Below are 12631 nucleotides of genomic sequence, written 5' to 3' on the forward strand. Positions count from 1 at the left end.
CTCCCTAGCGGCCCAGCGCGTAGCCGAGGCTGGCCATCAGCGCTTCTTGTAGCGACGGCAAGTCCTTGCGGCGGGCGTCGAAGCTGGCGGTCAGCTCTGCATTGCTCAGTTCGATACGCTCGCCCACGCTTTCAAACCACAGGCGGCTGCTGTTGGCGTGCTCCTTGAACAATTGCATCAGGGGCACGGCGCGGGCATTGAAACTGTCCAGGGCGGCGGCCGTGCTGGCTTCAGTATCGAGGATTTTCACCAGCAGCAGGGCTGCCACCACCGCCATGGTGGTGCCGTGGCCGATGGAAAAATGCCCCGATTGCAGCGCATCGCCCAGCAGGACGAACTTGCCGTCGCAGGCCCGGTCACGGCTGAGAGTCATGAAATTGCGCCAGCCCTGGCCCGGTTGGCTCTGCAGCCTGTGTTCACCGAGTTCGGCTTTGAACGTCCTGGCGATGTACGCGGCTGCATCGCGCTCGGAAAGCGCTTCCAGCCCGGCCTTGGCGTACGTTTCTTCGCTGCATTCGACGATGAAGGTGCTCATCGTGTCCGAGTATTTGTAGGCATGGCCGATGAAAATGCCTTGTTCATTGCTGCGGAACACCAGGTTCATCTGGTCGAACAGCTGGGTGGTGCCGTACCAGATGTATTTGTTGCGGCCGAAATCGATGTGCGGCGCCAGTGCTGGCGGCAAGTCCAGCGATTTGTAATTGACGCCACTCGAGACCACCACCAGGTCGTACCCGGCTTCCAGCTGCGCCTTGTCGTCTGGCGGCGTTTCGTAGCGGATGGCGATGCCGGCCGCCACGCACTTGGCGCGCAGGGCTTGCACCAGGGCCTGGCGTCCGACGCCGCACAGGGTAACACCCGTGCTCATCAGGTTGGGCTGGTCGTGATGCACGAGCTTGAATTCTTCCAGGAACTGCGGATTGAGTCGTTCCGGCTGCTCCAGGTAAGAGAGTGGATTGGCGGGATGGCGCGGCGGCCGTCCCGGCAGCACCACGCCCCAGCCCAGCACTTCCTCCGGCGTATTTTTTTCCGTAATGCTGATATTCCAGCCGGGCTGGGCCTGTTTCATCTGGCTGGCGAAGAGCAGGCCTGCGGGACCTGCGCCGATGACGAGAATGTTCATTAATTTACCCTTCCAAGTTTGTACCAAACGTTTTGTTTCTTCTGGATTTGCTGCAATTCATCGTAGGGAACCGATGTGAAGTACAGTTTCTCCGCCATGTCCGGCGGATAAACACGGGGGAATCTCTTGTGCATGTAGCGCGTGTAGCGCGTCTGCAGGAAGAAAATCAGATTCGGATTGCTCAGCGCTTCATAGTTGGCGATCGCCATGTCCTGCATGGCGTCCGCCTGCACCTTGCGCTGCTGCGTGAACTCGGACAGGGCAGGGCCCAGGGCATTGCCGTGCTTTTCCAGCAAGGAAACGAAGACGTGGACGTCTTCCAGCGCCATGTTCATGCCTTGTCCGAGGAACGGGGCGGTGGCATGCGCCGCATCGCCGATCAGCAGGATATTGGCCTTGTAGTGGAAGGTGCTGGAGCGGACGTTGATGAGGTCGTTGCTGGGCAGCGCCATGAACTGGTCGAGCATCTCCTTGCGGCGTTCCGGCGGCAGGCTGCCGAAGTAGCGGCTGAAGAAGTCGGCCATGGCTTCGCGGTTGAGCGTGCCCAGGCTGGGCGTGCCGGTGTAGGGCAGGCACAGGGCAAAGCTGATGCTGCCGTCCGGGATGGTGGCGGCGCGGCCCGCAAACAGGCCCTTGGAATCCATGCCGAAGAAGTACAGCAAATCCTTGCGGAAACCGAGATCTGCCGCGTGCGGCAACACGAGAGTCTTGTAGCCGTGGCGGAAATAGCTCTGCCTGAACTCGAAACGGCGCATGCCGCTTTGCATGGCGCGCCGCACGGCCGAGTGGGCGCCGTCGGCGCCAATGACCAGGTCGCCATACAGCTGCTGCACGGCGCCGTCCGGGCCCTGGACCAGCACGATCTTTCTTTCCAGATCGACATCCAGGCATTTATGCTCAAAGTAATACTTCACTTCGTGCTTGACGGCATGCCGGTTCAGCAGGCGCTGGAAGGCCGTGCGGTCCAGCGACAGGGGAAACAGGCCTTCGAGCGGCGTCAGTTCGCGTATCCGGTGCCGGCCGCCCACGCTGAATGCCATGCCGACGATGGGTTCGCCGCACTGGTCGAGCTCCTGTTTGCTGATGCCAGCTCCCAGGACGGCCTTGATGCCGCGCACCGTCATGCTCACGCCGATGGCGCGCGAGTTGACCGGGTCGGCGTTGGCGGCATTCTCCAGCAGCGGATCGCCGCGTTTTTCGATGACGTGGACATCGTGCCCCCGTTGCGCCAGATAAATGGCGCTGAGGCTACCTGCCAGGCCTCCGCCGACGATAATGATTTTATGCATTTCAGGCCTCTCTTGACATCTTTCCCCGAGATAAATCGGTAAGTTGCTGATTAAAAAACTCCAACATTTCTATCGGCGCCATGCCGATGACATCGCTCTCCAGGCTGCGCGCGTACTGCGCCAGCGCCAGGCACTTCTGCGCCAGCATGTCGCAGCCCAGGCTGTAGTCGCTGCTGACCTGGCTGCTGACCGGTTCGGGCACGGGCGGTCCCGCATGGCGGCCGGGCACGCCCGATGGCATGTTCATCAGGGCCGCCGACAGGGGGCGCAACAGGCCGGTCATGATGTCGATGGAGGCGTTCATCAGGCGTGAGCGGCGCAGGCTGCCCAGCGGCCGCTGCGCGAAATGGTGGGCCATCAGCAGGAAGGTCAGTTCGTAGCAGCCTTGATACAGCTGCATCAGCGCGCGCGCCGTTTGATCCGTCACCACGCTGCAGTCCGCCCGCGCTTCCAGCACCGGATTCTTCAGCGCCGGCAGCGCCGGCTCGAACGGCTTGCCGCAGGCGGAGAACTTGCCGGCGACGGTGCGCAGCCGCTGGAAGTGCGACGAGGCGAAATGCGGCGAATCGACGGCCACGCCTTCGCCCTGCTCGGTGACGAAGTCGATGGCGAACAGCGCGCTGTCGCGGTCGGACACTTCCAGCTGGTAGCCGGGATAGGCGCGGTTGGTCAGTTCTTTCAGGAACAAATGGTGTTCGCCGCCGCGCTTGCCGCCGCCGCTCTCGAACAGGCCGGGCAGCTCGGCTACGGCCCGGCGGATCGCGATATAGAAGGTGGCAATCGATTTGCCCGGCGTGGGAATGTAGTCGGGCCATTCGAAACGCACGAAACGGGCCAGTACGTGTTCGGAAAATGGCTCGAATGCAAATTCCGTGTCCAGGCCGAAACGCTGGCGCGCCTGCTGGCCCAGCACCGGGGTGCCTCTATGGAACGGTTCGCCGAGCGCCATCAGCACATTGTTGACTAATAAATAGTGAATCATTTCTTCGTGGGCGATTTCCAGCAACATGCCGCGCGTGCCGCTGTTGCGGCGCCGGTCTTCGGCGCCGCAGGCCAGTTCCAGCTCGGCCGGCAGCCAGCGGCCCGCCTGCACCAGCGCCGCCCCTTGCGCATAATTGGGAATGGAATACGCGGCATACAGGTATTGCAGCATGAGCGACAGTTCCAGGTCGATGGCCTTTTTCAGCTCGCCGATCAATTCCGCCTTGCTGCCGATGGCATGCGGCGTGGCCGGTGCCGGCAGCGCCGCCCTGGCCTTTGCCTCGACCTGCGTCAGGTATTTCAGGAACAGGCGCGACTTTGGCAGCGACAGTTCGCGCGTGCTGGGCATGTAGTAGCTCTTGTCGCGGTTCTGCGGATCGCACATCTGCCACATCAGGCGCGCATACGTTTCGCACTTGCACTGGTCCGCCAGGCTGAAGACCTTGTCCGACATGAAGGGATACACGAGCTCGTAGTAACTCATCACATGCCGGTAGAGGAAGGCGTAGTCGACCTGTTCCGCCGGTACGTCGTCGAGGTCCCAGTCGTCGGGCAGCACGCGCACGCCGAGGTATTGTTTGTGCTTGCCCGTCCCCAGCACGATGCGGGTCGCGCCCGGCTGGCGCCCCGTCAGGGTCAGCGCCGTGTAGCCGTGTCCGAGCGGCGACGGTTGCTGTTCCACGGCCAGCAGCGCGCCGTCTTCCGCCTCCGCCAGGGACGGGGGCGCCGCCAGCTCGCCGCGGAAGCGGCTTTGCACGGTGATGGCCTGCGGGAATGCCTCGTGCTTGTTGCGGTTCGGCGCTTCCAGGTACAGCTGGTTGCTGTCCGATTGCGATACCCAGTCAGCCTCGTCCCACTGCGCCTGCGCGCTGCCCAGGCTGAGCGAACCCGCGGCGGGGGCATGTTGCAGCGGCACGTCGAAGACGCCGTGATGGCGCCAGTGGTCGCGGTACAACTGCTCGGGAATGCGCGCCAGCAAGGCGCCGGAGTCATCCTGCAGCAGCAGGTCGCCGAGCGCCTGCTTGCCGCCCATGGCATGCGTGGGATGCTGTTCCGATACGGCGTCCGCGTCGCGCGTGGTGAAGGGGATGGCGGTCGGCATGTTGAACGAGACGCGGTCCGCATGCAGTTTCACCAGCACCGGTCCCAGGCTGGCCTGGCGCGGCTGCAGCAGGCGGCCGGCCGGATAGGTGGCCAGCTCGTCGCGCCGCCACAGGCCGATGCTGCCGGCCAGGTCGTAGAACACGGGCGAGTCCGGTTTTGGCGGCGTCGACATATTGAACAGGCAATACTGCACCGTCAGGCCCAGCACCTCGTCGTCGGCCAGGGCTTGCTGCAAGGCATGCATACTGGCCGGCAACGGCAGGTCCGCATTGAACAGGAAATGCGGGTCTTGCTTGGACACGGAGAACTGGAACAGCCTGGAGCGGCCGATTTCCTCGTCCAGGAAATGTCCGCTGCGTTCCGTGATGTGGCCGCTGCCGAGCCAGCGCACCGAGTGCGCCTGCGCGATGTCGGCGGTAAACAGCGTGGGCGTGTTGGGCGTGGCCAGCTTGTCGCTCAAGGTGAACTGGCCGGCGTAGATCAGCGTGGTGTCGGGCTGGGCCGGGTTGTTGTCGATCCACCTGGCGCGGTTGAAGGTCGTGCGCAGGTACTCGTTGTAGTGGCCCCACAGGCCCAGCCTGGCGCCCACCAGCGGGTCTTGCGTATCGATCTCGCCATCGCGCAGCTGGACGCCCGTGATCCTCGCGTTTTCCCACGAAAAATGATTATTCCCGCAAAAATTGTGGCCTGCCGCCTGGCTGAAGATGCCGTCCGGATCGGGCTTGCCCTTGGCGTTGAAGCGGGGGGTAAGCTGTTTCAGGTGCGCATGGAACTCAGCCGGCGGCCGGCTCAGGTCGACAGGCTCGCCCGCCATCGATACCGTATTCGTGGCGATATCGATGTTGCCGTGCGTATTGCGATTCCCCGTCGGCACATTGGCGCGGGCAAAACCCCGAAAATGCAGACGGGGGAAGTCAAGTAGGCTCATGCGCGCTCGGTCGAGGAAGTGATGAAGGTATCGTTGGCGGCGGCGACGTCTTCCCGTTGATCTAGCCGCTGCAGCAACAGGCCGCTGGCGTGCTGGGCGCTGATCAGGCTGCCTTCCATCCAGCCGCAATGCGCGGTATAGGCATCCGAGCAAGAGATGATGCCGTCCCGGTGCAGCAGGACGGCCGGGTGCTCGGCTTCCGGTTCCACGCAAAACTCGACGCCATGCGGCCAGAACTTGTGGAAGTGCGCCTTGATCGGCGGCAGCGGCTGGCCATCGAGCGGCAGGACGTCTTCCAGGTGGCGGCGGACGCGCTCCAGGTACACCTCTTCACCGAGTTCCAGGCTGTCGCGCCAGTAGGTGGCGCTCTTGCTGTCGGTATAGAACAGCACATACTTGTCGCTCTTGAAGTAGACCTTGCGCAGGGGATTGGCCGCCATCAGCACCTTGTCGGTCAGCCCCAGCGCTTCCCACCAGGCCGTGTCGAACGTGAGGAAGCCCTTGAACAGGGGCAGCGAGTCGTACTGGAACGGGCTCCAGGCGTTCGGGAAATCCAGGTTCAGGCGCGGCATGGCGGACGGCGGGATGGCCATCACCAGGTGGCGCGTGCGGTGCATCTGCGTGTCGCCCTGGTGGCTGAAGGCGAGTACATGGTCGGCGCCGGATTTTTCGACGGACAGCAAGCGGTGTTCCAGGCGGAATTCCACCCCGGCGGCCTGGGCCTGGTACTGCAGCTGGCACAGCAACGCGTGGTAGCCGTCGGTGGCATAGCGCCACTGGTTGGCGGCGTTTTCCGTAAAGTGCTGCGTTTCCGGGTGTTTCTTGATGATGTCGTAGGCCATGGCCGCCGACACCATCGGCAGCAGCAGGGCGTCATAGCCGGTCGCCTTGATGATGTGGGTGGCCTTGGCGGCGCCCAGGTAATGGCTGACGAATTCGAGGAAGGAGTCGTTCGGATGCTCCTTGAGCATCGGGCTCAGGCCATGCAGCGTTGCCTTCAGCTCTTCCAGCACGCTGTCGTGGGAAATGACCTCGGTGAACGGGTAGACGGCATGCGGCAGTCCGCTGCCCTGCATCAGCTGCTGGAAATGCGGATGCAGCTGCGGCGAGTAGCGCGCGGCGCCGAGTTCGGCGATTTCCTCGCCATCGATTTTCCGCGACTGGATGCGGCCGCCGACGGTGGGATTCAGGTCGAAGACCCGGATGCGCAGTTTCCTGCTGGCGGCGGTGTCGATCAGGCGGTTGGCGCAAGTCAAGCCGCCTATGCCGGCGCCTACGATGCAAATGTCAGAATACGTGCTCATACGAAATTCCTTTTTAACGTTCATTAATCAAAAAGCTGCAAAATCGCTAGCAAAAGTTTCCCCTGCACGTGTAGGCAAGGGAGGTGGGACGCTGGGTGTTACCGCACTTGGCGAGCGTTATCGGCTGGGGAATGAAGAGCCTGGCGAGAACTGGCGTTGTTTCTGGAATGGTCGATTCTTGGCTGCAGAGTTTCTGTTTCAAATCAAAGATGGCACCGACAGTAGCCCAGGCATCGGGCAGTCAATTTGATAAATATCAATGTAGTTGTCGTTCGGTGTTGCGTCCTTGTCGACGCAGCGAGGCAGGCGGGATGGCGGCGGCAGTGCGCCGGGCAGTGGCAGGGAGGTATGGAATGCAGCGCGGTGCGGCGTATCGAGCCGCTGCGGGAGTGTCGCCGTTTGCCGATGATGCCAGGACCAGCGGTGGATCCTGGCGCCATCGGCGGTGGCTTGGTCTGCTTCTTGCTATTTTTACTGTGTTTCTACTGTTTCTGCTGTTTCTTGCTTTGCGGCTGGCGCGCAGTGCATGCGCCAGCCGGGCGATGCCCGATGCCGGCGCCCGTCAGAAATCCACGGCGGCCGACAGTTGCACGCTGCGGGGCGCCGATTGGGAGACGGTGCCATACGAAGCCACGCCGGCCCAGTAATGGCGGTCGAACGCGTTCATCAGCCCGCCGCGCAAGGTCGTCGCCTTGCCGGCGATGGCCGTGCGGTAGCGCAAGCCCAGGTCCACCTTGGTCCATGACGGCACCGACTGCAGATTCGTCTGGTCGACAAACTGCTTGCCCGTGTAGCTGACGGCGCCCGTGGCCGTCAGGCCGGGCCAGTACGGCACATCCCATTCGCCGCCCAGGTTGGCCATGGACGTGGGCACGCCCACGGGGCGCTTGCCCATGGTGGCAGCGTTGTTGGTCTTCACCAGGCGCCCGTCGAGCAAGGTGATGCCGGCCAGCAGGCGCACGGCCTTGCTGGCGGCGCCCGACAGGTTCAGTTCCAGGCCCCGGTTGCGCTGCTCGCTGTCCATGCTGTAGACCTTGCCATACAGCTGGCCGCTGGGTTTCGTCACCTGGAACACGGCCAGCGTCGCCAGCACCACGCCGAAATCGGCCTTGGTGCCCACTTCATACTGCTTGCTCCTGTAGGGCGCGAAGACCTGGCCCGCGTTGTCGGCGATGTTGGGCGCGATATCGCCCTTGCTCAAGCCCTCGATATAGTTCGCGTACAGCGACACGTGGCGCAATGGCTTGACGACGATGCCGGCCAGCGGCGTCAGGGCGCCCTGCTTGTAGTGCGTGGTCAGCGCGCCCGTCGTCGCATGGTAGTTTTTCGCTTCGACCAGCTGGCGGCGCACGCCCAGGGTCAGTTGCACGCGCTGGTCCAGCATGTCCAGGGTGTCGGCCACGGCCAGGCTGGACAGGGTGGAGGCGGACAGCTTCGGCGCGCGGGCCGGGGCGGCAATGCCGGGGTCGGCCACGGCGACAGGGTGGTAGATATTCGAGGTGATGAGCTTGCCGGAATTGCTGACGCTGCCAAATTCGTCCTGATAGACATTGCCCATCACGACCAGCGCATGCTCGACGCCGCCCGTGCGAAAGCGCGCGCGCACGCCCGTGTCCGCACTGGCGCGCCGCACGCGGAATTTCCAGTTCATGGGCGTGACCGTCATGTCGCCGGCCGCGCTGGTGATGGTCGGCGTCTGGTCCGAATAGCGCGACACGTCGGAGCGCGTGCCGCCCACGTCGGCAAACACGGTGACGTTGTCGTTCAAGTCGTATTCGACCTTGCCCAGGGTGGCCAGGTCGTTGGATTTCCACCAGCCCCAGGATTGGGCGATGTTGCGGCGGCCGTCGGGCGCTGCCGGCACGGGCAGGCGCGCGGCCACGAGGAAGGGGCGTGTGGGCGCGTCGATCCACTGGTATTGCTCGATCACGTCGAGCGAGGCGCGCAGCCGCTGGCCCTGGTAATCGAGGGCGATGGCCGCCACTTCCGCGCGCGACGTCTGGTGGTCGAGCTGCGTGTGGCCCTGGCGGTGCAAGCCATTGAAGCGGATGCCGAAGCGCCGTTCCTCGCCGAAGCGGCGGCTGACGTCGATGGCCGCGCCAGCCTGCGAGCCCGCGCCGTAATCGACGGTCAGGCGCGTCAGGTCGCGCGGCAAGGAGCGTTTCGGCACGGCGTTGACGACGCCACCCACGCCGCCATTCGGCGACATGCCGTACAGCAAGGCGGCCGGTCCCTTGAGCACTTCCACGCTCTGCAGATACTCCGTAAATAAATGGTAGTTGGGCGAGACGCCATATACGCCGTCGAACGCCACTTCGCTCAGATTGCCCTCGTTGAGGGGAAAGCCGCGGATGAAGAAGGAATCCGTGACGCCGCCGATCTGGCCCGTGAAGCGGGTGGACGGGTCGCCGCCCAGCACCTCGGCCAGGGTCAGCGCCTGCTGGTCCAGCATGCGCTGGCTGGTGTAGCTGTTGACGCTGAACGGCGTATCGAGCAAGTCTTTTTCGCCCAGCATGCCGGCGCGCGCGCTCTTGGCGATCTGTCCGCCGGCGTCCGCTTCGGCTTGTCCGTTGACCAGCACGGTGGCGAGCGGGGCGGATGCATCGGCCGTCGCCTGGGCGATCGCCTGCGGCGTCACGCTGGCGACGAGCAGGCCGGCGAGGATCAATCGGGTGGTGAGGTGGGGGTGGGTGAGTCGGGAATATGGAATGGGCATCAGGGGCAAGCGTATAAAGTTGATAGGGAGGAATTGCACACAAGATATTATAAATGAGAATCATTACGATTTATAATGATTAATATATTCATTACCGCCACGGCCGCATACATGCCGCGCGCATGCCTGGAGGGCATTTCAGCGCGGAAAATGACCATCCTGGGCCTTCAGATCCGGATATTTGCTGTCTTATATAAGATTCGTCGCCATCTGATACACAAACAGCGGCAGGACAGTCTAAAATACGTGGTGGGCAAGCACGGCGTCACCGCCGGCACACTAGCCGTCCAAAGCAAGGCTAACCGTCCTGTGTTTGGAATGAAGAAAGTTAACCACCAGGCATCACCGCATACAAGGGAATGAACATGGCAACACAAAAATCCAAAATCATCTACACGCTGACTGACGAGGCGCCGCTGCTCGCGACGTATTCCCTGCTGCCAATTATCAAAAAATTCACCGCGCCGGCTGGCGTGGACGTGGTCGCCAGCGATATTTCGGTGGCGGCCCGTGTACTGGCTGAATTTCCCGAATTCCTGACGGACGCGCAAAAAGTCCCGAATACCCTGGCTGAACTGGGCAAATTGACCCAGAGTCCTGACACCAACATCATCAAACTGCCGAACATCAGCGCCTCGCAAGGCCAGCTGATCGCCTGCGTGCGCGAATTGCAAGGCCGTGGCTACAAGCTGCCGGATTACCCGGAAGATGCGAAGACGGACGAAGAGAAAGCCCTGAAAGCGCGCTACGGCAAGTGCATCGGCAGCTCGGTCAACCCGGTCTTGCGCGAAGGCAATTCCGACCGCCGCGCACCGAAGGCCGTCAAAGAGTACGCACGCAAGCACCCGCATTCGATGGGTGAGTGGAGCCAGTCGTCGCAAACGCACGTGTCGCACATGCACCATGGCGACTTCTACCACGGCGAAAAATCGCTGACGCTGGAAAAGGCGCGCGACGTCAAGATGGAACTGGTCACGGCCTCGGGCAAGACCATCGTGCTGAAACCGAAGGTTTCCCTGCAAGCGGGCGAAATCATCGACAGCATGTTCATGAGCAAGAAAGCGCTGCTGGAGTTCTACGAGAAGGAAATCGACGACGCCTTCAAGACGGGCGTGATGTTCTCGCTGCACGTCAAGGCGACCATGATGAAAGTGTCGCACCCTATCGTTTTCGGCCATTGCGTGCGTATCTTCTACAAGGACGCGTTCGCCAAGCACGCCGCGCTGTTCGACAAGCTGGGCGTGAATGTCAACAATGGCATGAGCAACCTGTACGACAAGATCGAAACCCTGCCAGCGTCGCAAAAAGATGAAGTGCTGAAAGATTTGCACGCTTGCCACGCCAACCGTCCGGAACTGGCCATGGTCGATTCGGCCAAGGGCATCACCAACTTCCATTCGCCGAACGACATCATCGTCGACGCGTCGATGCCAGCCATGATCCGTATCGGCGGCAAGATGTGGGGCGCCGATGGCCGTCCGAAGGACGTCAAGGCCGTCATGCCGGAATCGACTTTCGCGCGTATCTACCAGGAAATGATCGGCTTCTGCAAATGGCATGGCAACTTCGATCCGAAGACCATGGGCACCGTGCCGAACGTGGGCCTGATGGCGCAGCAAGCGGAAGAATACGGTTCGCACGACAAGACGTTTGAAGTGCCGGAAGGCGGCATCGCCAACATCACCGACCTGGAAACGGGCGAAGTGCTGCTGACGCAAACGGTGGAAGAGGGCGATATCTGGCGCATGTGCCAGGTCAAGGACGCGCCGATCCGCGACTGGGTCAAGCTGGCCGTCACGCGCGCGCGCAATTCGGGCATGCCTGCCGTGTTCTGGCTCGATTCCTACCGTCCGCACGAGAACGAAGTCATCAAGAAGGTACAGGTTTACCTGAAGGAGCACGATACCAAGGGCCTGGACATCCAGATCATGTCGCAAACGCGCGCCATGCGTTACACGCTGGAACGCGCCTTCCGCGGCCTGGACACCATCTCGGTGACCGGCAATATCCTGCGCGACTACCTGACCGACCTGTTCCCGATCCTGGAACTGGGCACGTCCGCCAAGATGCTGTCGATCGTGCCATTGATGGCTGGTGGCGGCATGTACGAAACGGGCGCCGGCGGTTCGGCACCGAAGCACGTCAAGCAGCTGGTGGAAGAAAACCATCTGCGCTGGGATTCGCTGGGCGAGTTCCTGGCCCTGGCCGTGTCGCTGGAAGACATGGGCATCAAGACGGGCAATGCGAAGGCCAAAATCCTCGCGAAAACCCTGGATGAAGCCACCGGCAAGCTGCTGGACAACAACAAGTCGCCATCGCCACGTACCGGCGAGCTGGACAACCGCGGCAGCCATTTCTACCTGGCCATGTACTGGGCGCAAGCCCTGGCTGCGCAGAAGGACGATGCGGAACTGGCAGCGCATTTTGCGCCGGTGGCCAAGGCCCTGGCCGACAACGAAGAAAAGATTGTTGCCGAGCTGAAAGCAGTACAAGGCAAGGAAACGGATATCGGCGGCTACTACCTGCCAGATCCGGCGAAGACGGAAGCCGTCATGCGTCCTAGCGCCAGCCTGAATGCGGTGCTGGACAGCATCTGATGCAGTCTTGACAGGCACTAAGTTCTTGCTTGCTGCCTGATAAAAAAACGCCGCCGGAAGCGATTCCGGCGGCGTTTTTCATTTCCGTGCAGGTTTTTTACTTGTAATGCTTGTAGACCTCGGTGCTGCCATTGTTCTTGACCAGCAAGACGTCATACGCATCCTTGTGCGGTCCTTCCATGCCTGGCGAGCCCATCGGCATTGCCGGCACGGCCAGGCCTTTCGCCTTGGGTTTGTCGCGCAGCAACTGCTTGATCTCGCTGGCCGGCACATGGCCTTCGATGGCGTAGCCGTTGACGAGGCCCGTGTGGCAGGAGCCGAGCGCGTCGGGAATGCCGGCCAGCTTGCGGTATTGCGCCGGCATTTCCACGTTTTTCGCACGGACCGTAAAACCGTTCGCTTCCAGGTGCTTGATCCAGTCGGCACAGCAGCCGCACGAGGCGCTCTTGTAGACTTCGATGACGGGCAGGGCCGCCATGGCGAACGTGGGCAGGCCCAGCATGGCGGCGAAGGCGCCGCGCAATAAGAAATGTTTGATCATGTGTTGCTTTCAGACGGAATAGGGCTATTGTGGCCACCTTGGTTGCCT

Annotated in this window: 8 protein-coding genes; 2 read left to right on the forward strand and 6 right to left on the reverse strand. The window is 62.2% G+C overall.

From position 1 onward, the window contains the following. Positions 1-4 precede the first annotated feature (4 nt). Genes OX460_RS03465 through OX460_RS03480 form a run of 4 tightly spaced genes read right to left on the reverse strand, consistent with a single transcriptional unit; the run spans position 5 to position 6729 of the window. A complete protein-coding gene (locus OX460_RS03465; RefSeq protein WP_289897651.1) occupies positions 5-1123 on the reverse strand; it encodes a tryptophan hydroxylase in 1119 nt (372 codons plus the stop codon). Next, on the reverse strand, positions 1123-2412 hold the full coding sequence (locus OX460_RS03470; protein ID WP_289897652.1) for an NAD(P)/FAD-dependent oxidoreductase: 1290 nt from the start codon (positions 2410-2412) through the stop codon (positions 1123-1125). The genes OX460_RS03465 and OX460_RS03470 overlap by 1 nt, the downstream gene beginning before the upstream one ends. A 1-nt stretch (position 2413) precedes the next feature. Beyond that, positions 2414-5425 carry an iminophenyl-pyruvate dimer synthase VioB gene (gene vioB / locus OX460_RS03475; RefSeq protein WP_289897653.1) on the reverse strand — a complete coding sequence of 1004 codons (3012 nt, stop codon included), beginning with the start codon at positions 5423-5425 and terminating at the stop codon, positions 2414-2416. Further along, the gene (locus OX460_RS03480; protein WP_289897654.1) at positions 5422-6729 is read right to left on the reverse strand and encodes an FAD-dependent oxidoreductase; all 1308 of its coding nucleotides are present in this window, start codon (positions 6727-6729) and stop codon (positions 5422-5424) included. Before OX460_RS03480 ends, vioB begins: the two co-directional genes overlap by 4 nt. Between OX460_RS03480 and OX460_RS03485 the strand changes: the two genes are divergently transcribed. After that, positions 6704-6979 carry a hypothetical protein gene (locus tag OX460_RS03485; protein WP_150130958.1) on the forward strand — a complete coding sequence of 92 codons (276 nt, stop codon included), beginning with the start codon at positions 6704-6706 and terminating at the stop codon, positions 6977-6979. The two genes, OX460_RS03480 and OX460_RS03485, sit on opposite strands and share 26 nt — an antisense overlap. 312 nt (positions 6980-7291) lie before the next feature. Here OX460_RS03485 and OX460_RS03490 read toward each other — a convergent pair whose 3' ends face one another. Next, positions 7292-9445 carry a TonB-dependent siderophore receptor gene (locus OX460_RS03490; RefSeq protein WP_289897655.1) on the reverse strand — a complete coding sequence of 718 codons (2154 nt, stop codon included), beginning with the start codon at positions 9443-9445 and terminating at the stop codon, positions 7292-7294. A gap of 365 nt (positions 9446-9810) precedes the next feature. Between OX460_RS03490 and OX460_RS03495 the strand changes: the two genes are divergently transcribed. Next, complete coding sequence (locus tag OX460_RS03495) at positions 9811-12042, forward strand: NADP-dependent isocitrate dehydrogenase (protein WP_289897656.1); 2232 nt, start codon at positions 9811-9813, stop codon at positions 12040-12042. A gap of 97 nt (positions 12043-12139) precedes the next feature. On the opposite strand, the gene OX460_RS03500 is transcribed toward OX460_RS03495, so the two are convergent. Beyond that, a complete protein-coding gene (locus OX460_RS03500; RefSeq protein WP_289897657.1) occupies positions 12140-12583 on the reverse strand; it encodes a DUF411 domain-containing protein in 444 nt (147 codons plus the stop codon). Between the last annotated feature and the right edge of the window lie 48 nt (positions 12584-12631).

The organism is Janthinobacterium sp. SUN033, assembly GCF_030397595.1.
In the GTDB taxonomy this organism is placed as follows: domain Bacteria; phylum Pseudomonadota; class Gammaproteobacteria; order Burkholderiales; family Burkholderiaceae_D; genus Janthinobacterium; species Janthinobacterium kumbetense.

Bases quoted from the DNA above. Each gene is read 5' to 3' on its own strand.
- OX460_RS03465 (WP_289897651.1), bottom strand. From the start codon at position 1,123: ATGAACATTCTCGTCATCGGCGCAGGTCCCGCAGGCCTGCTCTTCGCC.
- OX460_RS03470 (WP_289897652.1), bottom strand. From the start codon at position 2,412: ATGCATAAAATCATTATCGTCGGCGGAGGCCTGGCAGGTAGCCTCAGC.
- vioB (WP_289897653.1), bottom strand. From the start codon at position 5,425: ATGAGCCTACTTGACTTCCCCCGTCTGCATTTTCGGGGTTTTGCCCGC.
- OX460_RS03485 (WP_150130958.1), top strand. From the start codon at position 6,704: ATGCAAATGTCAGAATACGTGCTCATACGAAATTCCTTTTTAACGTTC.
- OX460_RS03480 (WP_289897654.1), bottom strand. From the start codon at position 6,729: ATGAGCACGTATTCTGACATTTGCATCGTAGGCGCCGGCATAGGCGGC.
- OX460_RS03490 (WP_289897655.1), bottom strand. From the start codon at position 9,445: ATGCCCATTCCATATTCCCGACTCACCCACCCCCACCTCACCACCCGA.
- OX460_RS03495 (WP_289897656.1), top strand. From the start codon at position 9,811: ATGGCAACACAAAAATCCAAAATCATCTACACGCTGACTGACGAGGCG.
- OX460_RS03500 (WP_289897657.1), bottom strand. From the start codon at position 12,583: ATGATCAAACATTTCTTATTGCGCGGCGCCTTCGCCGCCATGCTGGGC.